The organism is Ktedonobacter racemifer DSM 44963 (assembly GCF_000178855.1).
GTDB lineage: Bacteria > Chloroflexota > Ktedonobacteria > Ktedonobacterales > Ktedonobacteraceae > Ktedonobacter > Ktedonobacter racemifer.
Window position 1 is genome coordinate 1,052,765 of the sequence record NZ_ADVG01000003.1, and the last position, 24,466, is coordinate 1,077,230.

The 24,466-nt window shown below is 55.5% G+C and carries 23 protein-coding genes; 17 read left to right on the forward strand and 6 right to left on the reverse strand.

The annotated features are described in order from the left end of the window. The first annotated feature begins 244 nt into the window (after positions 1-244). The 7 genes from KRAC_RS33600 (at position 245) to KRAC_RS33630 (ending at position 6,948) form a co-directional block, all read left to right on the forward strand. Entirely contained in the window at positions 245-862 is a 618-nt protein-coding gene (locus KRAC_RS33600; protein WP_007915085.1) for an NADPH-dependent FMN reductase, read from the forward strand. Beyond that, positions 859-1,398: a flavin reductase family protein gene (locus KRAC_RS33605; protein ID WP_007915087.1), complete on the forward strand. Its 540-nt coding sequence runs from the start codon at positions 859-861 to the stop codon at positions 1,396-1,398. The genes KRAC_RS33600 and KRAC_RS33605 overlap by 4 nt, the downstream gene beginning before the upstream one ends. Positions 1,399-1,473: 75 nt before the next feature. Continuing rightward, a complete protein-coding gene (locus KRAC_RS33610) occupies positions 1,474-2,283 on the forward strand; it encodes an ABC transporter ATP-binding protein (protein ID WP_007915090.1) in 810 nt (269 codons plus the stop codon). Between the two features lie 15 nt (positions 2,284-2,298). After that, complete coding sequence (locus KRAC_RS33615; protein WP_007915093.1) at positions 2,299-3,114, forward strand: ABC transporter permease; 816 nt, start codon at positions 2,299-2,301, stop codon at positions 3,112-3,114. Positions 3,115-3,226: 112 nt separating this feature from the next. Then, positions 3,227-4,222 (forward strand): ABC transporter substrate-binding protein, encoded by a 996-nt coding sequence (locus tag KRAC_RS33620; protein ID WP_007915095.1) that lies wholly within the window; start codon positions 3,227-3,229, stop codon positions 4,220-4,222. 39 nt (positions 4,223-4,261) lie between these two features. Next, positions 4,262-5,614, forward strand: a complete 1,353-nt coding sequence (locus tag KRAC_RS33625) for an LLM class flavin-dependent oxidoreductase (RefSeq protein ID WP_007915097.1) — start codon at positions 4,262-4,264, stop codon at positions 5,612-5,614. A gap of 170 nt (positions 5,615-5,784) precedes the next feature. Next, positions 5,785-6,948, forward strand: coding sequence for a site-2 protease family protein (locus tag KRAC_RS33630; RefSeq protein WP_007915099.1), 1,164 nt, complete (start codon positions 5,785-5,787; stop codon positions 6,946-6,948). Between the two features lie 96 nt (positions 6,949-7,044). Here the strand turns inward: KRAC_RS33630 and KRAC_RS33635 are convergent, their stop codons facing one another. Further along, positions 7,045-7,506: a carboxymuconolactone decarboxylase family protein gene (locus KRAC_RS33635; RefSeq protein WP_007915100.1), complete on the reverse strand. Its 462-nt coding sequence runs from the start codon at positions 7,504-7,506 to the stop codon at positions 7,045-7,047. A gap of 228 nt (positions 7,507-7,734) precedes the next feature. Further along, entirely contained in the window at positions 7,735-8,292 is a 558-nt protein-coding gene (locus KRAC_RS71965; protein ID WP_007915102.1) for a hypothetical protein, read from the reverse strand. Positions 8,293-8,494: 202 nt separating this feature from the next. Between KRAC_RS71965 and KRAC_RS33645 the strand changes: the two genes are divergently transcribed. Further along, complete coding sequence (locus KRAC_RS33645; protein WP_007915103.1) at positions 8,495-10,441, forward strand: PAS domain-containing sensor histidine kinase; 1,947 nt, start codon at positions 8,495-8,497, stop codon at positions 10,439-10,441. Between the two features lie 74 nt (positions 10,442-10,515). Here the strand turns inward: KRAC_RS33645 and KRAC_RS33650 are convergent, their stop codons facing one another. From KRAC_RS33650 to KRAC_RS33660, 3 genes are all read right to left on the reverse strand, one after another. Then, positions 10,516-14,136, reverse strand: coding sequence for an adenylate/guanylate cyclase domain-containing protein (locus KRAC_RS33650; protein ID WP_007915105.1), 3,621 nt, complete (start codon positions 14,134-14,136; stop codon positions 10,516-10,518). 125 nt (positions 14,137-14,261) lie between these two features. Continuing rightward, complete coding sequence (locus KRAC_RS33655; protein WP_007915106.1) at positions 14,262-15,017, reverse strand: carbon-nitrogen hydrolase family protein; 756 nt, start codon at positions 15,015-15,017, stop codon at positions 14,262-14,264. 60 nt (positions 15,018-15,077) lie between these two features. Further along, positions 15,078-15,866: a Nif3-like dinuclear metal center hexameric protein gene (locus KRAC_RS33660; protein WP_007915107.1), complete on the reverse strand. Its 789-nt coding sequence runs from the start codon at positions 15,864-15,866 to the stop codon at positions 15,078-15,080. A 189-nt stretch (positions 15,867-16,055) separates the two neighbouring features. Here KRAC_RS33660 and KRAC_RS63010 point away from each other — a divergent pair, with 189 nt between their 5' ends. From KRAC_RS63010 to KRAC_RS33700, 8 genes are all read left to right on the forward strand, one after another. Beyond that, entirely contained in the window at positions 16,056-16,526 is a 471-nt protein-coding gene (locus KRAC_RS63010) for a GntR family transcriptional regulator (RefSeq protein WP_007915109.1), read from the forward strand. Between the two features lie 16 nt (positions 16,527-16,542). Next, a complete protein-coding gene (locus tag KRAC_RS33670; protein WP_052568777.1) occupies positions 16,543-17,484 on the forward strand; it encodes an ABC transporter ATP-binding protein in 942 nt (313 codons plus the stop codon). Beyond that, positions 17,474-18,244, forward strand: a complete 771-nt coding sequence (locus tag KRAC_RS33675; protein WP_007915113.1) for an ABC transporter permease — start codon at positions 17,474-17,476, stop codon at positions 18,242-18,244. Before KRAC_RS33670 ends, KRAC_RS33675 begins: the two co-directional genes overlap by 11 nt. 103 nt (positions 18,245-18,347) lie before the next feature. Beyond that, positions 18,348-19,340: an alpha/beta hydrolase family protein gene (locus KRAC_RS33680; RefSeq protein ID WP_007915114.1), complete on the forward strand. Its 993-nt coding sequence runs from the start codon at positions 18,348-18,350 to the stop codon at positions 19,338-19,340. A 147-nt stretch (positions 19,341-19,487) separates the two neighbouring features. Next, positions 19,488-19,811, forward strand: coding sequence for a heavy metal-binding domain-containing protein (locus KRAC_RS33685; RefSeq protein WP_007915116.1), 324 nt, complete (start codon positions 19,488-19,490; stop codon positions 19,809-19,811). Positions 19,812-19,819: 8 nt separating this feature from the next. Continuing rightward, the gene (locus tag KRAC_RS33690; RefSeq protein WP_007915118.1) at positions 19,820-20,107 is read left to right on the forward strand and encodes a hypothetical protein; all 288 of its coding nucleotides are present in this window, start codon (positions 19,820-19,822) and stop codon (positions 20,105-20,107) included. 181 nt (positions 20,108-20,288) lie between these two features. Next, the gene (locus tag KRAC_RS33695) at positions 20,289-20,795 is read left to right on the forward strand and encodes an RrF2 family transcriptional regulator (protein WP_007915119.1); all 507 of its coding nucleotides are present in this window, start codon (positions 20,289-20,291) and stop codon (positions 20,793-20,795) included. Between the two features lie 248 nt (positions 20,796-21,043). Then, the gene (locus KRAC_RS33700; protein ID WP_007915121.1) at positions 21,044-21,613 is read left to right on the forward strand and encodes a GNAT family N-acetyltransferase; all 570 of its coding nucleotides are present in this window, start codon (positions 21,044-21,046) and stop codon (positions 21,611-21,613) included. An 82-nt stretch (positions 21,614-21,695) separates the two neighbouring features. Here KRAC_RS33700 and KRAC_RS33705 read toward each other — a convergent pair whose 3' ends face one another. Continuing rightward, positions 21,696-23,474 carry a L,D-transpeptidase family protein gene (locus KRAC_RS33705; protein ID WP_007915122.1) on the reverse strand — a complete coding sequence of 593 codons (1,779 nt, stop codon included), beginning with the start codon at positions 23,472-23,474 and terminating at the stop codon, positions 21,696-21,698. A gap of 461 nt (positions 23,475-23,935) precedes the next feature. Here KRAC_RS33705 and KRAC_RS33710 point away from each other — a divergent pair, with 461 nt between their 5' ends. After that, positions 23,936-24,457, forward strand: coding sequence for a COG4315 family predicted lipoprotein (locus KRAC_RS33710; RefSeq protein WP_007915123.1), 522 nt, complete (start codon positions 23,936-23,938; stop codon positions 24,455-24,457). Positions 24,458-24,466: the final 9 nt, after the last annotated feature.

A 24,466-nucleotide genomic window follows, 5' to 3' on the forward strand; every position in this document is an offset into this window, starting at 1 on the left:
TCTACCCCTGAACCCTCATTATATGCTTTCTTCAAGCCCCCTTTCAATCTTCACACCCTTACTCTCGTCCACCTGACATCCAGAGTATGATGCTGTAGATGTGTGGCTGCGGGCTTCGCCCACAGCCACACATCTACAGCAATTTTTTATTCTCCATTGACAAAAGGCAATTCGTTCAGTTATTATTGTAAATAATGTTGATCAAGTAAATCAACAAACTCATAGAAGCTGAAAAGGAAGGTGTATGAGTTTCAAACTACTGGCTATCAATGGTAGCCTTACGCCCTCACCATCACGTACACGTAGTGTGCTGGATATCGCCCTGACGGGCGCCAGGAGGTATGCTTCTGCCATAGAGACGGAGGTTCTGGAACTACGCGACTATGAGCTGGAATTCTGTGATGGTCGCGCCCTCGCTGACTATAACAGCGACACACGCCGCGCCCTCGCACTGGTGAATGAGGCCAACGCCTACCTGGTCGCGACCCCTATCTATCGGGGAACCTATACTGGCGCGCTCAAGAATTTCTTTGACCTGGTCCCTAACGACCCCAAGGGGCAGGATCCCTTGCGGGGGAAAGTTGTCGGCCTGCTGGCGACAGGCGGCAGCGATCATCACTATCTCTCCCTGGAGCACCAGTTACGCCCCCTCTTTGGCTTCTTCGGTACCTATACGCCCGCGCGCGTGATCTATGCCTCGCCCAGAGATTTCGATGCCCAGAAGCAGGTCCAGGGCAGGCTGGTGACGGAGCTGGAGCAGTTAGGGCAGGAGGTCATTGCCCTGGCGCGCTTCCTCGCCAGTACCTCAGATATCTCACATGCGGAGCGTGTCGGCACGCGCCAGAAAGAGGTAGCACAGTGAGCAAAAACCATTTTGACCAGGTCGATCAGGCCGAGTTTCGCCAGGCCCTGGGGCATTTTGCTTCGGGCGTGACCGTCATCACCACGCAGCACGAGAACCAGCCTCATGGCACGACCGTCAGCGCCTTCTCTTCTCTGTCCTTAAATCCGCCGCTTGTGCTGGTGAGCATTGACACGAACGCCACTATTCACGATCTGCTTATCGCTAGCGAGGTATTCGCTGTGAATATCCTTGCCGAGCATGCCGAAACACTCTCACGCCATTTCGCTCGGCGTATCCCAGATAAATTCTCTGGCATCTCCTACACTCTAGGTAAGCTCAACGTTCCCTTGCTTGAAGATGCGGTCGCAAGCCTGGAGTGTCGCCTGGTTGCCCGCTATCCCGGCGGAGACCACTCCATCTTCGTGGGCGAGGTACTAGCGACCAGGACTTATCCTCAACATCAGCCCTTACTCTATTTCCGTAGTCAGTATGAGCGCCTGCACAGCAAAACGGTCAACCTGACAACCGACACGCTATCCACTACGCGCACCTGACACCACATCACTTACTAAGGCAACCACCGCCGACGCGAAAAGTCAAATCGGAAAGCAAGGGAAGGAGAAACAACAATGGCACAACAGGATGTAGAGCCAATAGTTCAGGCAGCTCACGTCTCCCTGGGATATTCCAGGAAGCGTAAACAGGAGGTGACGATTGTCGAGGACACAAGCTTCTCTATCCAGCGTGGGGAAAAATTTGTGCTTATCGGGCCATCGGGCTGCGGCAAAACGACGCTTCTCAAGGCGATAGGCGGCTTTCTCCCTCCTTACCAGGGAGAACTGCTGGTCAAAGGGAGGCCAGTTCAGGGTCCAGGTCCAGATCGAGCCTTCGTCTTTCAGGACTTTGAGCAATTGTTCGCCTGGCGCACCGTCCTGGGCAATATCGTGTACGCGCTCCAGGTCACGAAGCGCTTATCTCGCCAGGAGGCTACCGACAAGGCCCGCTTCTACCTGGAGTTGGTTGATGTGGCAGCAGCGGCGGATAAGTATCCCCATATGCTCTCAGGGGGGATGAAACAACGTGCCGCCCTGGCTAGAGCACTGGCTCTTGAGCCAGATATCCTGCTGATGGACGAACCCTTTGGTGCCCTGGACGCGATCACACGCAATCAGCTCCAACTCGAACTTAACGAGATCTGGCGGCGCACTAATGTCACGATTGTGCTGGTGACGCACTCGATTCAGGAGGCCATTTTTCTCGGACATCGGGTCATGGTTATGTCTTCTTCACCGGCTCGTATCCGCGAAATCGTCGATACAAGCACGGCAGAGGACCTCAGCAGCGCCGCGTTCACTGATCTCTCACAGCACCTGCAATCCTTGCTCGTTCGCCAGGCACCACTACTTGAACCTGTCGCGCAGTTGAGCGCGGTTGAATAAAGAAAGGAGTTTCACGTGCGTCTCAGTATCTCTCAACCAGCCACGAGCAGGACAACTACGCTACCCGGCTGGCTGCGCTACACGGCTATTGCTATCGGCCTGCTTGTGATCTGGCAGCTCTATATCTCGTTAAGTGGTGTCAATCCACTCCTGGTGGCATCGCCGCTCTCGAGCATGCAGGCGCTCATTACCGACACAAGCAATGGTCAGCTTCCAGGGGCGGTGCTTGTCTCGCTGCAAAACCTGGCCATTGGCATTGGCATTGGCATCACTATTGGCCTGATCCTGGCCTCGCTCTCCATCTTTTTCCCGTTCGGCCGCGATCTACTGACTGTGCTCACTGCTGTCTTCAGCCCCTTACCGGGAATCGCGATCCTACCACTGACCATGATCTGGTTCGGCTTGAGTTCGTCCTCGATTATCTTCGTGGTGGTCTTTAGCTCGATCTGGCCGATCTCCGCCAATACCGATACCGGCTTCCGTACTATAAGCAACACGACACGCATGGTTGCGCTCAACCTGGGTCTGAGCCGTACCCAGACCGTGCGCGACGTCTTTCTGCCAGCCGCACTTCCATATATCCTATCGGGCTTACGCCTGGCCTGGGCCTTTGGCTGGCGCACGGTGGTCGGGGCCGAAATTGTCTTCGGCGTCTCCGGCTCCAGCGGCGGCCTGGGCTGGTATATCAACAATGCGCGCTACTTTCTCAATCCGCCCGCCATCTTCGCAGGCCTGGTCGTCATCTCGCTCCTGGGTATTCTGCTCGATACCTTCTTCAGTTGGATAGAACAATGGACCATTGTCAAATGGGGAATGAAGCAGACACGTTAGGAAATTTTTGTTGTTGGTGTGGAGGGTGATGGCAACCGCAGGCTGCCATCACCCTCCACACCAACAACAAGACAGGTGTTAAAAACATTTAAACCATAGGAGATATATTACTGTGCAAAAACGTTATTGGTCGTTTTTATTGCTGCTCGCTATGCTTGCCTCATTATTTGTGAGCGCCTGCGGTAGCGCGGCGGATGCCAGCGCGACGCCGGGCGTCCCCGCGTCCTTCACCTTTGTCTACCAGCCGGGGTTGGGCGCCTCTATCTTCGTCACCTTAAAGCTCCAGAAAACCCTGGAGAAGCAGTATCCACATACCAATATTCAATGGAAGATCGTGAATAGCGGGGCTGCGGTACGTGAGGCTATCCTCTCTAATCAGGGGCAGCTAGGTTCCCTGGGCCTGCCTCCTTTCCTGGTGGGATGGGATAGAGGCATGGATTGGCGAGTGTTGCTGGCCAGCAGTCGCGGCGATAGCTGGCTGGTAGCCTTAAATCCCAAGTTCAAGAGCTTAAAAGATTTTGGCCCTAACGACAAAATTGGCGTGGTCGCGCTCGACTCCCAGCAGGCCATCGTCCTGCGCAAAGCGGCCCAGCAGCAACTGGGCGATGCTCACGCCCTGGACAAAAACATGGTCTCGATTGGCTCGGCGGATGGCGAGCAAGCCCTGCTGAGCGGGCAGTTGGCCGCGCACCTCTCCGGCTCGCCTTTTCAGGAGCGCGAGGTCGCGGCAGGTGGGCATGTGCTCCTACATACCAAAGATGTCTTTGGGCCAGTGGGGGCAGGCCTGATCGTCCTCCCTCAAAGCTTCTACAACCAGTATCCCACCTTCAGTAAGCAGGTGTACCAGGATCTCGCCGAAGCCTCGACGTATGTTGCCGGTCATCCCGAGCAGGTCGCGCAATACCTGGCCCAGGACAAAGCCAGCGGTGGCGGCGGCACAGTTGAGCAATTCCAGAAGCTGATCAAGACAACCAACCTTGTCTACGAGAAAACTCCTACTGGCCTGCTCGCCTACGCCCAATTTATGCACTCGATTGGCCTGATTTCCAAGACCCCCAACTCCGTCAACGACCTGGAACTACCCACCGTCTCGGGTACTGGAAACTAACGTATGAATAGATAAGACACTTTGATAAGGAGATATACAATGAGCACACGCAAAGGACAGATCAAGCTGGGCGCTTTCTTAATGAATACTGGTCACCATGTCGCCGCCTGGCGCCATCCTGACGCCTGGTCAAACAATGGCCTGACCTTCACTCACTACCGCCAACTGGCCCAGACAGCCGAGCGTGCCAAGTTTGACATGGTATTTCTGGCCGATGGGGTTGCTGTGCGTCGCGATAGTGATCGAGAGGCGCTAAGCCGCTCTGGCCAGATCGTCCACTTTGAGCCTCTGACTCTGCTCTCAGCCCTGGCGGCCGTTACTGAGCATATTGGCCTGGTCGCCACGGCCTCCACGACCTATAACGAACCCTATCATATCGCACGCAAGTTCGCCTCTCTGGACTATCTCAGCAATGGACGCGCCGGGTGGAATGTGGTTACTTCGGCCTCTGAGGCCGAGGCACATAACTTTAATCGCGAGAAGCACATGGAGCACGCCCTACGCTATGAGCGCGCCCGCGAGTTCCTGCAAGTAGTTACTGGGCTCTGGGATGGCTGGGAGGACGACGCCTTCATCCGCGACAAGGAATCCGGCCTGTATTTCGAGCCTGAGAAGCTGCATGTACTCAACCATAAAGGGAAGCATTTCTCGGTGCGCGGTCCGCTCAACGTGGCCCGCCCCCCACAGGGCTACCCCGTGATTGTGCAGGCAGGCGCGTCCGATGATGGACAGGACTTCGCGGCCTCGACCGCCGAGGTTGTCTTCACAGCCCAACAAACGCTCGCGGAGGCGCAAGCCTTCTACAAAGGCCTGAAAGGGCGACTCGCCACCTATGGACGCTCACCCGAAGACCTCAAAATCATGCCCGGCGTCTTCCCCGTCATTGGCAAGACCGAGGCCGAGGCGAAGGAAAAGTACGATCAGTTGCAAAACCTGATCCATCCACGCGTGGGTCTGGCGCTGCTCTCCGGCAACCTGGGTGGCTTTGACCTCTCGGCCTATCCCCTCGATGGTCCCCTGCCCGACCTGCCCGAGACGAATCTTAATAAAAGCCGCCAGAAGCTGGTCACAGACCTGGCGCGGAGAGAGAACCTGACCATCCGTCAGCTCTACCAGGCCATTGCCGGTGCACGTGGTCACCGCACCATCTGGGGTACACCGGAGCAGATCGCCAATCAACTGGAGGAATGGTATACCCTGGACGCAGCCGATGGCTTCAACATTATGCCGCCCTACCTACCCTCTGGACTGGATGACTTTGTGGATCTGGTGCTCCCCATCCTCCGGCAGCGAGGTCTCTTCCGCAGCGAGTACGAGGGCCAGACCCTACGCGAAAATCTCGGGCTCCCTCGCCCCGCCAACCAGTTTAGCTCAATCACAGCCTCGGCATAAAGGATAAGCATATGTGGTGCCGGGTGGGCAGGCTCCGCCTGCCCACCCGGCACCACACCTCTTACTAAGCCAAGCGCCGCAGGCGCAAAGGGAATAGTAACCAACTTCTTGCTTTCTCCGTGATCAGGGTAAGAGTACCTGTACATTGTGATATCACAAGGAGTACTGCCATGCCTGGCTCATTTCGCATCGCTACAATCGCGGGCATTGATATCCATATCAACCTTAGCTGGATTATTATCCTCTTGCTCCTGACCGTCTCGCTCGCGACCGGGCTGTTTCCTCGATCTTTTCCGGGCTTTACGAGTAGTACTTATTTTCTGCTCGGCCTGGTCTCGGCTTTGCTCCTCTTTGTCTCCGTGCTCCTGCACGAGCTGGCGCATTCGTTTGTGGCACGAGCGCGTGGCCTGCCTGTAAAAAATATTACGCTCTTCATCTTTGGCGGCGTCTCCAACATCGAGCGCGAGCCACGGAGCGCGGGGGCCGATTTCCAGGTCGCAATCGTTGGCCCTCTGGCCAGCCTGCTCATAAGTGGGATCTGTTACGCGCTCTGGGCCCTCTTGACCAGGGGCGCGGATAACCCAATCGCGGCCATCCTGCTCTACCTGGCAGCGGCCAACTTGCTGCTCGGCCTCTTTAATCTGATTCCCGGCTACCCATTGGATGGTGGGCGCATCCTGCGCGCCATTGTCTGGAAGTTTACGGGAAATATCAATCGCGCCACGAATATCGCCGCCGCTATCGGGCAGGTAGTCGCCATCAGCTTTATCATCTGGGGTATCTTCCTCTTCTTCAGCGGAAACAGCTTTGGCGGTATCTGGATCGCCTTTATCGGCTGGTTCATGCTTGGCGCCTCCCAGGCCGCACGCACCCAGAGCACCTTCGAGGATACCTTCCACAATATTACCGTTCAGGAGGTCATGAGCCATAATGTGATCCTCATTCCCGCCAATATCTCGCTCCAGCGCCTCATCGATGAGTATATCCTCCCGCAGGGTCTGCGCTCGGCGTTGATAACGCAGGGCGAGCAGTTCGCTGGCCTGATCACGCTCAGCGATATTCGCCATATCCCACGCGAACAATGGGCCACTACCCCCGTTGGCTTCGTCATGAAGCCAGTCTCCCAGTTACACGTTGTCGCACCAGGACAAAACCTGCGCGATGTCATCACCCTGATCAATGATCGCGACATCAACCAGCTCCCCGTGGTCGAAAATGGCCGCCTGCTCGGTATCTTGAGCCGCGACGCCGTCCTTCGCGCGCTCGAAGTCCGCCGCCGCCTGGGCATCAAGCAAGAAACCGAACAAGACCAGCACCAGCCCACGTCCTCTTAGGAATAAATATGCCAGTGAAATATAAGTAAGTAGAGTGATCAAAGCCGGGTGGGCAGGTGCCCACCCGGCTTTGATCACTCTACTTACTTATATTTACTACCGATTCTGCGCGGGCTGGTAGGTTCCTGGCTCGGAGCGGAAGCCAACTCCGAAGCGGTTCCAGCCGTTGATAGCGACGATAGCTAGCGTCAGGTTGGCCAGCTCTTCATCATTAAATTGGGCATGCACGCGCTCATAAAGCTCATCAGGGACATCATTGCTCGGCAGCAGTGTCAGGGCCTCGGTCCACTCCAGGGCCGCCTGCTCACGCTCGCTATAGAACGGCGTCTCACGCCAGGCAGAAAGCAAATAGAGACGCTGCTCGCTCTCCCCCGCCGCGCGCGCATCCTTCGTGTGCATATCCATACAATAGGCGCATCCATTGATCTGCGAGGCACGAAACTTGACCAGTTCCAGAAGGGAGTGCTCTATGCCACAATTGCGCACATAATGCTCAAGCTGATACATCGCTTTCACAACCCCGGGCGCGGCCTTAGCATATTCGATTCGCTGAGTCATATGATTCTCCTTCAAATTCACGTTACTATTCATCATGGATATTTCTTATCCTGGATAGTTTATATCTTATATATACCATACTTAGACACAATTTGTCCAGGAAAAAAAGAGCTTTCTGGCAAAGTTTTGTCAGAAAGCTCTTTTTTTCCTGCGTCTCAATTTACCTGTAGGATCCATGCAAGCATGGGCTTACTTGCGACGCTGTTTCGCCAGGGCTATCTACCCAAATTACTGATTCTGGGTATCCGTGCCGCTAGTCGCGTCCTGCTGTTGGTCAGCGTTGGTTGCATTCTGCTGCTGATCGGTGTTCGTCGCACCCTGCTGCTGATCAGTGTTCGTCGCGCCCTGCTGCTGATCGGTGCTGGTTGTGTCCTGCTGCTGGTCACTAGTGGTCGCGCCCTGCTGCTGGTCACTAGTGGTCGCACCCTGCTGCTGGTCACTAGTGGTCGCGCCCTGCTGCTGGTCACTAGTGGTCGCGCCCTGCTGCTGGTCACTAGTGGTCGCGCCCTGCTGCTGGTCACTAGTGGTCGCGCCCTGCTGCTGGTCACTAGTGGTCGCGCCTTGCTGCTGGTCACTAGTGGTCGCGCCTTGCTGCTGATCGGCGTTTTGCGGGTCAGTGCTGATCGCATACTGCTGCGGATCAACGGTGTTCGCATCGCCAGTAGCAAATCCACCTCCCATTTTGACGGCATAACGATTCTCATGCGCAGAGGCATGAGAAATATGGGAAAAGGCTAGAACGCCTGCGAACATGCAAAGGGCCACAAATAAGATGACTCTCTTCATATCGGTTTCCTCTCTATAAAATGATTAAATCAACCATCTACCTATAGAATAATAAAAAGTGCAAATCACCTGAGATGCATGTATCACTTTTCTATTTCACCCTGATCACGCGCTTCGAGATGCGCATTGCCTATCCACTAAAATAGAAGAGAGAGGATATTCCATACACAATACATGTGGCTTAAGAAAGAGAAGCTTTGCAATGTCTCATACAGAGGATTTTAACCAGCAGTTCTCTGCCTCATCTCCGCCCAGGCAGATTCCATACGCGCATCTTCATGTTCTTCTAGATATTTCTTTGGATGCACTGCTGTTACTCGACAAGGCAGGGAAGATTGTTATGGCGAATAAACATACAGAGAAACTCTTTGGATATGCAGAGGAGGAGCTGTATGGAGCATCATTTGAGTTTCTCTTTCCCTCCCATCTTCACGAGGCCTCACTTTATGAGAGAGAGCAGTACTTCGCCATTCCACAGAATTATCCCAAATCAGAAGGCCTGGAGTTGTATGGACAAAAGAAGGATGGTAATGAGTTTCCGGTAGAAATCGACCTGCATCAGCTTATGCTTGACGATAAGCTCCATGCCCTATGTGTCATTCATGATATGACTGACCACAAGGCCGCGGAACAGGAACAAGCGGCTCAGGCCTTACACCTGAACCTCTTAACCAATCTCGTCAACCTAGCTGCTGACGCCATTCTCATACGCGATCCAGTCAGCCGTATCCTCTTCTGGAATCACGGAGCAGAGCAGCTCTATGGCTGGAGCGAGCAGGAAGTCCTGGGCCGAATCACACATAGCCTGCTGGAAACACGCTTTCCCCAGAGCCAGGCCGCGACCGACGAAGCCCTTGAGCAAAAGGGAGCGTGGGAAGGCGAATTGACACATACCAGCCGTGATGGGCGCACGGTCGTAGTGGAAAGCCGCCAGGCGCTTATACGTGATGATCAGGGCAAGCCCCAGGCCATCCTGGAGGTTAATCGTGATATTACCGAGCGCCGGGGCCAGGAACAGCACTCCCAGGGAGAGAAGCCCGGCAGTAATCCCCTCTTCCTCCGCATCCTTGACAGCTTATCCTGCGGCGTCTTCCTGGTGACGGGAGCGGATGCGCGCCTCCTCTTTGCGAATCGTTCCGCCCATCAAGTATGGGGTACTCAATGGCCATTCCTCCAGCCACTGATTGAGTTCCTTCGCACACACGATATCACGATCCTTAATGCCCAGGGGCAGCCATATGCGCCAGATGAGATGGCTACTTTTCGGGCGTTCAAGAAAGGGGAGCATGTACATGGTCTACAATCAATTGTGAGCCGCCACGACGGAAAACGGCTTCCCATCCTGATCTATGCGGAACCATTCGAGCTTCCCGCGAACATGGGGTTACCAGCCTCCGAGCGTGCCGTACTACTCATGTATCAAGATATTACCGCCATCAAGGAGGCCGAATATCTCAAAGATGAGTTTGTGGAAATCGTCGCTCACGAACTACAAAATCCCCTGAACACCCTTGCCAGCTATGCGGATCTCTTACAAAGAGACATCAAAGCAGAGAACATACCCGCCCTCACACCACACCAACAGAAGGCCATAGCTGCTATAACAGAGTCAACAAGCAGTCTCTCATCACTGACCGAGGACCTACTCGATGTCACACGTCTACAAGCTGGGCGACTTGTTCTCAATCTCCAGTCAGTAAATATTGTGCCACTCATCCAACAGGTGATCGCCCGCCTCCAGGCCACAACCAGCAGGCACCAGATCGAATTTCAGGCCAGCAGCGAGACCATGCTTGCGCACGTTGATCCCGCACGCCTGGAGCAGATCATGCACAACATCATCGATAACGCCATCAAATACAGCCCCGAGGGAGGCCCCATCCTGATGGCATTCAAAGAGGAGCCAGAGCAGCAACGCATCCTCGGTAAAGTGCAGGATCAAGGCATCGGCATCCCCAAACAGCAGCACGGACGCATCTTTGGACGCTTTATGCGCGCCGATAACGCCCGCGCCCGCCAGATCCCAGGGATCGGCCTGGGGCTCTACCTCTGCCACGAACTAATCGAACTAATGGGCGGCTCCATCAGCTTCGACTCCGAGGAGGGCCAGGGCTCTACCTTCTACGTCACCTTCCCGGTAGGAGAGTAATTAATAGGATAGTAGATGTGGTGGTATGGGTTGGCAGACTGAGGCTGCCAACCCATACCACCACATCTACTATCCTATTTTATAACCTCTTCAAGATGGCGCAGGAATTGGTGGTCGCCCAGGCGCTCCAGCACGGGACGGGCAAGGGCTAATGGCCTGGGATCATGGCTGCGCTCGGCCTGGATGACGCGCATGCGCGCCGCGTGGTGGACTAACTTGTGGGCCTCGGCCTCGTCAATCGCGTGCGCCAGGCGGGGCAGGTCATTCGAGGTGAGGGCGAGGGCGATCTCGCGGAGGAGGCGATCTCCATCTCCAATGTCCTTGACACGCCCCAGCATCTCCTCCGAGAGCGAGAATCCATGCTCGTTCGCGAAGAGCAGTAGGGCCACGCTGAGCATATCTCCCACGTGATCAGGCCTCTCCTGAGGCAGTTTGCGCACGTCATCCTCCACGATGGCATCAATCACGCTCAGCAAGGCCGATCCAAGCGATAGAGTGTCTTTGCGTAATTTTTGGGTTAGCGCATCAATTAGAGATTGATCCTCGCGGGCAAGCGCCATCAAGAGCATGGCATGATAGCCGCGCGCGAGTTGGGCCGATGCGGAGGGATCATAGAGCACCAGTTCATGAATCTCGTCCAGCCTGGGCAGCAGTTTCTCCATCTCCTCCCAGCGACCAGAGAGATAGGCCGCCAGCAGACCATAGCTCACGACTTTTCCCAAACGCGCCACCGGCTGGCCCGGCTTCAGATTCGCGAATGTCTCATGCACACTGGTAATGCAGCAGGCATAATCGCCCATGAGGAAGAGACAGCAGACCACAGAGCCGACCGCGTCCGCCCATTCGGTGATTGGGAGATCTGGAATGGTGAGCCGACGCTCCATCGCAGCCAGGGCCTCAGGCAGAGCATGCGAGGAGATTGAGAGCACGCCATACGCGTCCAACGCCTCGCTGAATGCCTCCCAGTAGCGGCGCCGCTCGAAATAGTTCACCGCCTGCTCGGCCAGGCTCCTCTTCTCCTTAATCAAGCTCAGCCGGGCGGGGTCATTCTCACCGGGGTTATTCTCGCCATAACATACCTGCGGGCTGAAGCATTCTGTCAGGCGAATACGCCATAGCTCGTCCTCGTCGTTTGTGCCTTCAAGCAGGGCCAGGGCCTCCCGCTGTAACGCCTCTCTCTCCTCTATGGAGAACCTGGATACCAGCGAGTTACGCGTACCCTCCATAAGCAACTTGCGCATAAGTCGCGCTCCCACCTGTGGCTGACGCGCTGTATCCGCACGCCAGCTTGCGAGCGCTTTCTGATAGGCCTCAAACGAGATATCACCATACGAGACGTTCTCGCCTAATAGCTCGTACAGGCGTGCATGTTCGGAGGGAGGCGCTAGATCTATGGCCAGTTGCAGGTAACAACTGGCCTCGGAGAAGACGCCGGAGCGCCCCGCGTAGAGGCCCGCGCGCTCGAAAGCCTGGGCCGCACGCTCTGTTTTGAAGGGCAGAGCCAGCGGCACCGCCGATTGGCGCGCCAGTTCCACGGCCTTCCGGTAATGATAGGCGCTTAGTTCAATGTAGTCATCGCGCTCGCCGGGTTGCTGGGCGCTAAGATCTTCGAGCCAGAGCGCGGTTTTGCCGTGCAGGCGAATGCGCTCGGGGCGTGCCAGTGTTCCATAGGCAACGTCACGAATAAGCACATGCTGGAAGGTATATCGCTCCTCGGGGAGGGCCATAAGCATATTGCGGCCCTTCAAGCCATTCAGAGCTGCATCTAGTTCCTGCTCATCCATAAGAGCCATGAGCAACTGGCGGCTGAAGGCGCGCTTGGAGACAGAGGCCGCTTGCAGCAAGGAGCGCTCCTGGCGGGACAGCAGGTCGATACGCGCCAGGATAGCCGCGTGCACGGTATCGGGCAAGTCCAGGTTAGCGTCCACCTCGCCGCGTTGCGCACGCTCAGCATACCCACGCAACAGTTCAAGCGTGAAGAAGGGATTGCCACCTGAGCGCTCGGCAATCTGGCGCCTGATCCTATCCGGCACATCAGCCTGTACCCGCTCAAGCAGCTCCTGCGTCTCCGCCTCTGCCAATGGCTCCAACGTCAGGACGGTCATCTGCCAGCGATTATCACGCCAGCTTGCCCGGCGCTCTAACAGTTCTGGACGACTCAAGATCACAAACAAGATGGGGGCGGCGGTCCCGAGCTGCACTATATGTTCCACCAGGTCAAACAAGGCGTCGCTGACCCAGTGCAGATCTTCAAAGACAATGACGCGGGGAGCCTGGCGTGCCAGCAGTTCAATAAGCAGGCGCCAGGCCGCGAAGAGGCTCTCACGATCAGTTGCCAGGAAGCGCGAGGGCACAACCTCGCGTAGCGTACTATAGACGCTCTCATTGATCGCGTCCCTGAGGGCCCCGCCACTCACCCGCAGCTTCTCCCCAAGCGCTCCCAGGCGCTCGCCATCCTTTGGCCCCGGGGAACTCGTTAAACTAACCAGTTCATCCAACCCATCTAACTCCAGCAAGGAGTCCAGATTAAAGATCTTTTTGGCGGAAGTATCGTTAACCTGCTTGCCAGATTTTGTCCCGTTTCTAAGGTCGCCCAGGCGCTTCAAGGCGTTAGACTGCTTGAAGTTGCCTATAAGCCTCTTATTAAAGCCCGCGAACACATCCCTGGCCTCAGCGCCGCTCAAATTCAGCCTCAGGCCTTCTGGCATTGAAGGTAAACCTTCTGGAATCAGAGAAGGGGCCTTGCGCTCTCGCTTCTCGCCATCCTCTTTCATACCGAGGGTGGTCATGATCAAGTCAGCCAGGCGGGCCGCGTCTATGCTTTCATATCCCCCTTGCTGATAGATGGCCTGCACCTGCTCCTTCTCGGGAGGCCTGCCCAGCAACTGGGTCAGCAAACCGCGCAAGGGCCAGTAGGTCAGCGTCTCGCCATAGGGGAGACATTGAGCGGAGGAGACGCGCAGGCCCTCTTCAGGCTTGATCTGCGCGAGAAATTCCTCCAGGAGGCGCGACTTACCCGTGCCCGCCTGACCAATGATGGAAACCACTCGCGAGCTACGCTCTTGCAGCACACGCTCTTTTAAAATTTCCAGTTGGCGGAGATCCTGGACACGACCCACGAAGGGGTAGCGCTCCACCAGGCGCATGGCCCGCTTGCACTGCAAGGGGAAGATCTGCAATGGCTGTGGCTTCCCCTTTGCCTGGAGCAAGCGTGGCTCTTCAAAGAGAAAGGCCTTGCGTGTCGCGTTAGCCGTACGCTCGCTCACAATAATCTCGCCCGGATTGGCACCCTGCTGCAAGCGAGCCGAGACGTTCACGGCATCGCCCGTGACGAGGAAATCCAGGCGGTCAGGATTATTGGTGGCAATTACCTCGCCGGTATTCACTCCGATACGCAGGCGGAAGACGGGGCTGAGAATTTCATCGCTGGCGACAGCTTCGCGTAGCGCCAGGGCGGAAGCCAGGGCGCGTTCAGGATCGTCCTCATGCGCCTGGTACAGCCCAAAGATCGCCATCACCGCGTCGCCTATAAACTTCTCCAGCGTGCCGCCACGCGGAGTAATCACACGGCGCGCATGATCATAGTACCGGCTCATCAGGGCACGCACATCCTCGGGATCGAGGGAGTCGGCCAGGGCGGTCGAACCAGTAACATCGGCGAAAAGAATGGTAACCAGTTTGCGCTCTTCGGGCATGAGCATCTCCTTGAACCCCCATTCGGAGGTATACAGGCCTCGTACCTGGAATGATATATATCTATATTGTGGAGTATATTACCACAAAATGCGAAGGATTGGGCACCCGCTACTTGCGTACGCGGCTACTCCACGACGTCGCGTGGGTATGTTCGCTTCGCCTGGGTGCTCTGCTCCAGGTCGATGTCGACGGTGACAAATGGTTTTTCACGTGATGTCTCGGCCAGCAGCTTGCCATCGGGATCGATCACCAGGCCACGCCCACCAAACAGGCGTTCATCCACGCGGTTGGATGAGAGCACAAAGGCGCCGGAGGCAATCGCGGCCATCTGGGGCGCGATCACCCAGCGCTCATGCCTGGTCGCGGCGCGTGGCACGGCGATGATATTCGCGCCCTGCCGCCCATAGTGCCTGGCCCACTCATTGAACATGACCTCGGTACAGATCAGGAAACCAAGCGCCAGGTCCTGCTGCACATGTGTCACCGTGAAATCACGCGGGCTACGGTCAAACCAGCGCCGCTCATAGAAATCCTCTTCGTCGGGAAAATAGTATTTATCATGAATGCCCCTGTAGCCCTCAGCAGACGACCAGGAGAAACCACGATTGAGGTGCCGTCCCTCCTCGGTCAGCAGATGCGTTCCCAGGACGGTCGCGGGCGCCAACTCTGGCAGGCGCCTCATCATCACCTCATGCTCCGCCTCGGCCCGCTGCCAGGCTCCAGCCTCAAACTCAGGCGTCCGCCCGAACCAGGCCGAGAAGGGCAACTCCGGCAACAGCACCAGTTCGCTTTTCTGCTCTTTGACATAGGCTACAAGCGCTTCCCAGGCGGGAGCAAAGGCCCGCCGCTCATCGGGCAACTCACATACAGTTACTCTCATACAGCTCACTTTCCCGCTACTTGCGTACGCGGCTACTACATCTAGTTGTCGTGCGAGAGGTCAGAGGAGAGAGACCGGGTCGCCCACAGCAATATAGGTGATCGAAAGCTCAGGGACCTTGGGCTGGAGCCATTCGACGAGATAGTGCATGCCCTCTTCCTCACTTTTGGCGTGTCCGGCGATGAGCAGGGCCTTGTTGAAGCCCAGCGCATTGGCGTCGCGCACATACTCGCACGTCTGCCACTCGGCGGTCTCGCCACAAATTATCGCGTCCAGGTGCCAGCGCTCGAAGGCCTTGATCTGGAAGTCTCCCGGCATCGCGCCCACAATGAGTCCGATGCGTTCACAGGGCTGTTCCGGCTCGCCCATGACGCGTGCAATTGGCAACGCCAGTTTCTCCTTCAGGCTGGCCGCCAGTTTCCCGACCGTCATCCCAGGTATCACCACCACCATCCATTCATCCTCCTGTTTATAGGCCTCCCAGCCCAGGACCCTGACCATACCGGTAATAATGCCATCGGGCTCATGCATATGCCAGTAATCGTGAAAGCGGAAGATCGCCAGCTTATGCTCCTCAATAAAGGCACGCTTGGCCTGCACCACGGGATCGCCCGCCAGCCAGTCACTATCATAGTGATCATAGTACGTAGGTTCATGTGTAATCACCAGGTTCGCGCCCAGCTCGACCGCCTGGCGTAGCACATCCATCGAGGCCGTAAAGGTCGTTACGATTCCCGTTACCTCCCACGCTGGATCGCCACTCTTCAATACATCAACCGAGCCAGCCTGCGGCGCTCCCGGCACCGCCGCAATAATCAGATCAAGCACTTCCTGAATCGTTCTCGCCATAAAAATATCCTTCCCTTAGATGCACCAGCCATCGCAGCCTAGCGCCTTCTCTAGCTCCTGCCTGCTCTACAGTATACACCACTGGCCCCGCTACTTGCGTACGCGGCTACCTACCCTGCCATTGCCCTTGACTGTACCAATGTTTCAATGTATTATATCTCTGGTACAATTTAGCAGAGGAGATGAAGGATGCCAAACTGGCTCGATGTCAATCCTCGCAGTGGTGTACCGATCTATGTGCAACTGGTGCAACAAATCACACATGCGCTAGAGATCGGCATCCTGCAGACCGGCGATCAATTGCCCACGGTGCGCCAACTGGCAAGCGAGCTTACTATTGCTCCAAATACCATTGTCAAGGCTTATGATGAGTTGGCAAGGCTAGGGTTGATTGAGAGTCGCCAGGGGGTAGGAACGCTTGTAACCGCGAACTTGAATGGCGCGCTGCGCCAGCACCAGCTTGATGCGCTCTTTAAGCAGATAAGTGCGCTGGTGCGTGATGCTGCAAATCTCGGAATCAGTAAGCAAGAGTTGCGTGAACAGTTTGAGAGAGAACTCGCTCGCTTCTATCATGGGCAGCAGGACAGGCAAGGGGAGAATACTGATAGCAAACCTGCAGCCCCCCCCCCTGGTCAGCAGCAGTTCTTTGGAAAGGAGTAGCACGTCTGTGGGAGCAATGAATCAGCTGGAAACAAAAAGCACGATATCGGCAGCTATTGAACTCCAGAACCTGGAGGTGAAATATGGCGGGCGCCCAGCAGTGAATGGGTTGAGCTTGACCGTTCCAGCAGGGGCAATCTTTGGCTTTCTCGGTCCCAATGGCGCAGGCAAGACGACGACGATCAAAACAATGCTGGGATTGCGCAAGCCGGATGGCGGCAGCGTGCGCGTGTTGGGCTATGACGCCGTCTCGCAAAGCCTGGAGGTGCGGGGTCGCGTGGGCTATATGAGCGAGGTCAACAGCCTGTACGACTCCCTAACGATCCCGCAGCACTGCGCCTTCTGCCGCTCGGTCAGCAAGCAGTGGAATCAAGGGATGGTGGACCGCTACGTGAGTTTGTTCGGGCTACCAACGAACCGCAAGGTTGGCAAATTTTCCAGGGGAATGAAATCGCAACTGGCGCTCAGCCTGGTGCTGGGCAGCAATCCTGATCTGCTGATTCTGGACGAGCCAACAGCGGGACTGGACCCGGTGGCACGCCACCAGGTTTTGAACCAGCTGGTGGCAGAGATTGCCGCCCAGGGCAAGACGATCTTTTTCTCTTCGCATATTCTCTCCGAGGTAGAAGCGGTAGCCGACTGGGTGGGCATTATCCGCGATGGGAAACTGATTGTGTGCGATGAATTAGACCATTTGAAGCAAACACAGAAGGTTTTGAAGCTGACCTACGTTGAACTCCCACCGGCAGCGGAAGTAACCACGCTGCGCGGCCTGCCGGGCGTAATGAGCCTGGAGCAGGAGGGGCGTAGCGTGCGATTGCTGACACATGGCAATGTGGAGTCCCTCTCGCAGACGATTCAGGCGCGGCCCCACGCGCTACGCGATGTGGACATCGTTGATCTTGATCTGGAAGATCTCTTCCTGACATACATGAAAGAGGAAAGCAATGGTCGTTAAGGAGTTCATTGAGGCGCGCTGGAAGGCCATCATCGGCAGTGTGGTAGCGGTCATGGCCGCTGCTGCACTGGCGAGTACGTACAACCTGATCAAAAATGGGCTGGCGGGTCAGTTGACTGGCGACGCAGCCCAGCAGATTCCTTCGCAATTGCAGGGCACAATTCAACAGCTTACCGGCAGCTATGATGGGTATGTCTGGTCACAGTGGTTCTCGAAGAATGGGCCAGATATCCTGGCGATTCTGGCGGCTGTGCTGGGGGCAAGCCTGATTGCCAGTGAAGTCAACAAAGGCACGATTTTCTTTCTGTTGAGCAAGCCGGTGAGTCGTGATCGTGTGCTGCTAACGAAATATCTGGTCAGTGCGCTTATTCTGCTAGGGGTGTCACTGCTGAGCGGCATCGCAATTCTCGTCGCGGCGGCAATTGTGGGCCATCCGCAAAATGTGGGCGGAGTACTGATCTCGACGGTTCTGCTCTGGCTGGGGATGCTCTTTGTCCTGGGCCTGGCACTGCTTTTCTCGGTGCTGTTTCATGACGTGCTCCGTCCCCTGATTTTTTCACTCTTGTTCACGCTGCTGCTGAGTATTCCGGGTCTCATTCCAAATGCCACGCTCAATGACTGGAGTCTGACTCTCTACTGGTCCAATTTTGCGGCCTATCAGGGCACGCTGTTCCCGCTGAAAGCGCTGCTTATCTGCCTGATCGCGGCTATTGTGCCCGTGGCACTGGCGATTCCACTATTTCGCAAGCAAGCGTATTAGCAGAGTTGTGCGCCATTCACTTACAAACGCGCAAGAACACGCCGTTGCACACGACAGAGAAGGCAAGCATAATGTAATATTTGCCAATGAAGGAGAGAAAAAGATGAATCAACACGCGTATGGAGAAAGCCTGGAAGTCAGCTGGCAGTTGGATAAGACGACGGTGGATGGCACACTGGTCAGACCCTCTGGCCCCGGACCTTTTCCTGCTGTCGTCATGGTGGCGGGCAGCGGCCCGACTGACCGCGATTGGAATTCCCCACTCCTGCCAGGAACCAATGGCAGCGCGCGTCTCCTTGCGGAGGCATTAGCACGGGCGGGCATCGCTTCACTGCGCTACGACAAGCGTGTGATTGGCCCCCATGCTCGCGAGAACATGGCATTGCTGATCGGCAAGGTGAGCATGCAGAGCCATGCCGACGAGCTTTCCGGAGCGGTACGCGTCATGACGAGCCAGGAGTACATCCATTCTGACCGAATCTTCGCGCTTGCCAACAGCGAAGGGACTCTTCACGCCCTGAACTACCAACTGCACAACCCTGAGATTCCTTTAGCGGGACTCGTCCTCATCGGCCCTCCTGGACGGCCCGTTGGCACGGTTGGGCGCTCCCAATTGGCCGCGCAGGCAGCTCGCGTCCCAAATGGAGATGCATTGCTGGCGCTTTACGATGCTGCCATCGCCCGCTTCCTGGCAGGAGAGCCCATCGTCCCAGATCCAGCACTGCCGGAGGGTGTCCAAATGCTGCTGAAGAGTCTGGAAACCCCGGCCAACCTGCCCTTTGCCCGTGAGCTCTGGACGGCTGATGCGGCTCCCCTGCTCGGGCAGGTGAATGTCCCAGTACTGGTCATCATCGGGAAGAAAGACCTCCAGGTAGACTGGCAGGCTGATGGTGAGAAGCTTGAGCAGGCTGCTGCAGGCAAGAAGGAAGTGACCTTTCTCTTCCCGGAAAACACCAATCACGTCCTCAAGCAAGAACTGCGGCCTCGGTCGGAGTTGGTACCTGTCGAGATAACGGAGAGCTATAATGGCCCCGATACCCGCCTGGACCCGCAGGCGCTGGCCAGCATTCAAGCGTGGCTGGCTGCTCACGCTTGAGTAGATAGTGCGGATCGAAGAAGCGAAGCTCAGGCGTAAATGAGCATTCCCAGGTGAATACGCGAGCTCGCTTCAAGTTTTTTTGCACGCTGTTTTCACCTTTTTGTGCAGGACGCCTGCACACATCCATAACTAAAGGAAAAAGTCATGCTCATTGTCACGACAGAAGGGATCGCCCAGCATCGGATTGTGGAAACCAAAGGACAGGTCTTTGGCGTGGTGGTGCGCAGCCGGGGCCTGGGGGGGAACATCATGGCGGGTCTGCGCTCCCTTGGAGGCGGCGAGATCAAGGAATACACCGCACTCCTGGAAGATGCGCGCCGGCACGCGATTGATCGCATGGTCCAAAACGCAACCGCTATGGGTGCGAATGCGGTTGTGCGGATGCAGTTTGATTCTGCGGAGATTGGCAGCACGATGAGTGAAATCGTGGCCTACGGCACGGCAGTGGTGGTCGAGCCAGAGAGGTAGGGAGCAGCATGCTGCGGAGAGGGATCATTGTGTATGGGTTGCTCTACTTGATTGGTGCAGCCGTATTGCTGTTCATTGTCCATGCGGCGCTCTGGCTGGTTTTGTATCTAGCAGTGAATGGCTTCATTCTGATCTGCGCAATGCTCTTGGAGCGCCAAAGATACCGCACTCAGGTGGATCGAACGCAGGGGCATTGGCAGCCCACTGGCGAGCGTTTCATTGATCCAACCAGCAAGCGACGTATGGAAGTGTTCTACAATCCCGCAACCGGTGAGCGCGATTACAGAGAGACGTAGTTTGGTTCACAAGGTATGGGGGTATTGGGGCCATGGTTGGGCGAATGCCCAACCATGGCCCCAATACCCCCATACCCTGTGAACGCCATAGGCGCGAAAAGTCTACTTACAGATCTGGACAAATTGCATCCAGGATATATAATGTCTGATTATGACCGCTACATGAGAAAAGGATGCATATATGAAGCTAAGCGAAGGGGTTGAGTGGGGACTGCACTGCACCAGCGTGCTAGCAAGCCTGCCGACAAAGGCCACCCTGCCAACAAAGGCCCTGGCCGAATATCACGGCGTCTCGGAGACCTACCTTTCCAAGCATCTTCAGGCCCTTACCAGGGGAGGCATTATTGAATCGGTGCCGGGTCCCAGAGGAGGCTACCGCCTGGCACGCCCAGCCACCGAGATTACCCTGCTGGATGTCGTCGAGGCCATCGACGGGCCAGAGCCAGCCTTCCGCTGTACAGAGATTCGCCAGCAGGGTCCCTGCGCCATAGAATCGTCCGCCTATCACCTCCCCTGCACCATCCATGTAGCCATGGCACGGGCCGAAAAACTCTGGCGCAACGAGCTACGCGCACAAACCATCGCCGATATTGTGGCGCAACTAGACGATAGAGTTCCTCAACGCGTGCAACACCTGGCGGAGAAGTGGCTCTCAGAGCACGTGCGTACAGCCAGCGAAAAAGCCTGACCCACGATTTTCCCGCCTACATATCGCATGCATATACCCAAATGTCTCATCATGTACTTTTGTGTATCTGTTTACCTGCTTAATCAGCCTGAAAAGCCCGCTTAGCCTCTTTCTTTCGCCTCCAAATCTCGCAAAAGCTTCAATTCATCAATAATCTTCGTTCATTCGTTCGTTATATACCACAAGGGAAGCTATAAACTGGTTTTGCAGAAGCAGTGTATCGATTAGCAGAAAGGCAAAAGGAAGACGTGCATAAGCAAGGAAAGCAAGTCTCAGACCATAGTCAGTACACGCTGACCACTGAACTTGAGACCGAACACCTGGTACTGCGCCGCCCCACGCAGCAGGATGGCGAGGTGCTATTTCAACGCTGGCTTGCGGATGAACTTCATCAACCATCGGGAGACGTGCTCACACAGGAGGAGACGCATCAGTGCATCGCTAACGTACTAAGCCATTGGGACCAGTACGACTTCGGCTGCTGGAGCGTCTTCGAGCGTGGTAAACACCAACCAGCGGGGCTCTGTGGTCTGACCCGTACCCAGGACGAGATAGAGCTGACATATTCGCTCACCTCAGAGTATTGGGAGCACGACTTCGCCACAGAGGCCACGACCGCCTGCCTGGCTTATGGTTTCCGCGTTCTGGGGATTGAACGTATCATCGCCCACACCCATGAGGAGAATCCGGCGCTGGAGCGGGCCCTGGCACAAACGCTTGCGAAACTAGGGATGCATCAGCGAGAACATGGCGAGACCCAGCATGTCTACGAAATCACCCGCGCTGAATGGACCTGCCAGCACCTCATACCAGCCTGAGCCACATAGCCTGATAATATTACCTGAGAAAAATACTGGACCCGCCGCGAATGCGACGGGTCCAGTATTTTTCTCAGGTGGCCTAATACATCAAAATTGAGGTGTTATAACTGGTGTGATCATAGATCCAGGCAGCCTGGTCAGTTGGCATATTGACACAACCATGCGTCCCATAATTGGCGCTGGAATTGCCACTGGAGTCGCGGTGGAAATACTGCGTCCCCGGGCCGTAGTCGTTGCGCCACCAGGAGTCGTGCAGGAAGTATCCACCCTCGTGATACATGATCGCGTAGTTGATGGGCGTATCCGCGTAGTAGTAGGGCGACCCCTTAGGATAAGGTGACTTAAAGACAGTCTTAGTCTTGCGCCACATCACCGACCAGAGTCCCGGTACTGCGGGCAGTTCTGGGCGACCCGCCGTAATCTGGAAGGACCTGACCACGACGCCGTTCTCATACAGGCGCAGGGCCTGCTCAGCGAACGAGACGACGATCACCTGTGTTCCCATTAGTTTATAGTGCTGGAGTAGTTGGATATCTGTAGCGTGCGACTGGGTATAGGGCGTCTTGTCGTTGAAGTCGGTCTCAAACATTTGCAGGTGGAAGACCTCATTCTCGACATCTGTCAGGACCTGCTGGTAATCCGCCAGCGTTGAGGCGGTGCTCAACTCACGATCCAGGTCCTCGCCGATGCCCTTGGTCATATACCCCATATCCGGCCAGTAATCCTTGCCATCATATGGGTTGTGATAGACATGCGCGCCACCCCAGTTCGCGACCTCCTGGTGGAACTGCTTGATCTCGTAGGAGGCCTTGCCCATCGTCAGGTCTTTCTGCATCCCCTGTAGATCGCTGTTATAGACCTTGGCAAAGGCCAGGTAGTCCTGAAGATTTTTGACGCTATCCCCTTTTGTATGCAGATCACCGGAGACCTTCTGGTACTGCGTGTTATCAACACCATAGGTCTTAAGCTGCTGCACCTGGGCATCATACTGGTCGACCTTGTTTTTGACCAGTTGCGGGATCAATTTCTGGAAGCTTCCCGCCGCCTGCTCAGTCTGCTTATCAATATTCTTCTCGATCTGGGTCAGTTCCTGCGACTTCAGCGCTTTCGAGATCTCGCTGTAATTGCCATCATACTGCTTCTGGAGCGTACTTGAGTCCTGCTTACTCTCCTTCATCAGATCAATGATATCCTTGAGCGTCTGAAGTTTCTGAAGCGTGGTAGGCATCTGGTTCAGCGTCACCAGCGCCTCTTTCGCATTGGCGCTGATCGCGAGATAATCCTTGGGATACTGCGCCTTCTGCTCCTGGCTCATATTCTGCTGATAAAATTTTGTCAGCGTATCCAGAGGGAAGTTCTGTTTTTGCTTGTTGGCGAGGCTGCTTTGCAGGTGATCGAGGTCGCTTACAGCCTGCTGGCGATAGCGATCGGTCGAGGAGTCTATCAAGCCCTCGGTCTGAATCGAGAGTGCACCGTAACGCTGGGAGAGATTGCGATAGTAGTCATCAACGATACTGGCATCAAAAAAGTTCCAGGGCGCAGAGGAAGACTGGAGGTCCTGCTGCTGTTTCTCAATCGGCTGCAATAGTGTGTCGGGCACGCCCACGCTCTGAGCATGACTCAATGCCTGCTCAAAAGACTTTTGTTGCTGCTGCGCATCCTGTTGCAGATGAGCGTCACCTCCACATGCCGTAAGCAGCCCCGACAACATGCTCATACAGAGAAGGAAGAGAAGTGAGAAGCGCACCCTTTTGCTCGGCCCTTGTGTATGCCTGCGACGATCTCGCGTACTTATAGAAGGCTGGCTGACACCCATAGCGAAGTAGTCCTTTTCAACATCCGCTTCACAATTAACCATATGTTTCCCTACACGCGGATATATGAGAATAAATTCAATTTGCTACACACGTACACAATATATAGAAAGCTATTCAAACGTAATGATACACCTTTTTTGTGATCAACAATACACGGCTAACAGGCATTTACCATGGCTTCAGAAGCGGCTTAATAAACTTGTCTGCTTGCCAAATAGTGCTTACGGTGTATCCCCAAAAAATCCTACAGCCCCGACCAATCCTACAGCCCCGACCAACGCTGCTAAAGCAGCGCAACCTTAGCAGCGTTGTGCCATTGTAACATTCAAACTCGCTATTGTCCACGCATTTACACATAAGTATATATGGAAGAGCATGCTAATTTCTACATGTTAGTAAAGTTTTCGCCCATTCTCTTCCTCACACATCATATACCCTGTGTATGCTAGAGGTAGATATCCATGCATTGATATCAAAACTGACTGTAATAGGAGGTTTTTTGATGTCTAGAAGCGCTTATCGTCTCGGCTTCCAACTCACAATGGCACTACTATTGCTGCTGCCCTTCCTGTTTACAGGGTGTAAAGTAGGCACACGCGAGGATGTGACCAGCAATAGCAATACCGCGAAAAGCAGCACTTCAAACAACAATACATCCTTTCCTGCGGCCAATCCGCTCTTACCCATCAAAACGACCCATCTCACCCTGACTGGTAAGTCCAGCACAGTCCTCACCGATGCACGCGGCTTCGTGCTCTACTATTACACACCCGACACACTCAGCAAACCGGCCTGCACAGGTGGCTGCCTGAAGGCGTGGCCTCCCCTCCTGGTAGATAGCCAGCAGAAACAAATTAGCATGACCACCCTGCCAGGCCAGTTTAGCGTACAGAAGATCTCCGCTGGCAACCAGGTCGCCTACAATGGGCACCTCCTCTACACCTACATCAGCGACACCCATCCCGGCCAGGTGACCGGCAACGGCATCTATAGCTGGTACGCGGTCACCCCCGATTTAAAATAACACCTATAT

Bases quoted from the DNA above. Each gene is read 5' to 3' on its own strand.
- KRAC_RS33600 (WP_007915085.1), top strand. From the start codon at position 245: ATGAGTTTCAAACTACTGGCTATCAATGGTAGCCTTACGCCCTCACCA.
- KRAC_RS33610 (WP_007915090.1), top strand. From the start codon at position 1,474: ATGGCACAACAGGATGTAGAGCCAATAGTTCAGGCAGCTCACGTCTCC.
- KRAC_RS33625 (WP_007915097.1), top strand. From the start codon at position 4,262: ATGAGCACACGCAAAGGACAGATCAAGCTGGGCGCTTTCTTAATGAAT.
- KRAC_RS33630 (WP_007915099.1), top strand. From the start codon at position 5,785: ATGCCTGGCTCATTTCGCATCGCTACAATCGCGGGCATTGATATCCAT.
- KRAC_RS33635 (WP_007915100.1), bottom strand. From the start codon at position 7,506: ATGACTCAGCGAATCGAATATGCTAAGGCCGCGCCCGGGGTTGTGAAA.
- KRAC_RS71965 (WP_007915102.1), bottom strand. From the start codon at position 8,292: ATGAAGAGAGTCATCTTATTTGTGGCCCTTTGCATGTTCGCAGGCGTT.
- KRAC_RS33645 (WP_007915103.1), top strand. From the start codon at position 8,495: ATGTCTCATACAGAGGATTTTAACCAGCAGTTCTCTGCCTCATCTCCG.
- KRAC_RS33650 (WP_007915105.1), bottom strand. From the start codon at position 14,136: ATGCCCGAAGAGCGCAAACTGGTTACCATTCTTTTCGCCGATGTTACT.
- KRAC_RS33655 (WP_007915106.1), bottom strand. From the start codon at position 15,017: ATGAGAGTAACTGTATGTGAGTTGCCCGATGAGCGGCGGGCCTTTGCT.
- KRAC_RS33660 (WP_007915107.1), bottom strand. From the start codon at position 15,866: ATGGCGAGAACGATTCAGGAAGTGCTTGATCTGATTATTGCGGCGGTG.
- KRAC_RS63010 (WP_007915109.1), top strand. From the start codon at position 16,056: ATGCCAAACTGGCTCGATGTCAATCCTCGCAGTGGTGTACCGATCTAT.
- KRAC_RS33670 (WP_052568777.1), top strand. From the start codon at position 16,543: ATGAATCAGCTGGAAACAAAAAGCACGATATCGGCAGCTATTGAACTC.
- KRAC_RS33675 (WP_007915113.1), top strand. From the start codon at position 17,474: ATGGTCGTTAAGGAGTTCATTGAGGCGCGCTGGAAGGCCATCATCGGC.
- KRAC_RS33680 (WP_007915114.1), top strand. From the start codon at position 18,348: ATGAATCAACACGCGTATGGAGAAAGCCTGGAAGTCAGCTGGCAGTTG.
- KRAC_RS33685 (WP_007915116.1), top strand. From the start codon at position 19,488: ATGCTCATTGTCACGACAGAAGGGATCGCCCAGCATCGGATTGTGGAA.
- KRAC_RS33690 (WP_007915118.1), top strand. From the start codon at position 19,820: ATGCTGCGGAGAGGGATCATTGTGTATGGGTTGCTCTACTTGATTGGT.
- KRAC_RS33695 (WP_007915119.1), top strand. From the start codon at position 20,289: ATGAAGCTAAGCGAAGGGGTTGAGTGGGGACTGCACTGCACCAGCGTG.
- KRAC_RS33705 (WP_007915122.1), bottom strand. From the start codon at position 23,474: ATGGTTAATTGTGAAGCGGATGTTGAAAAGGACTACTTCGCTATGGGT.
- KRAC_RS33710 (WP_007915123.1), top strand. From the start codon at position 23,936: ATGTCTAGAAGCGCTTATCGTCTCGGCTTCCAACTCACAATGGCACTA.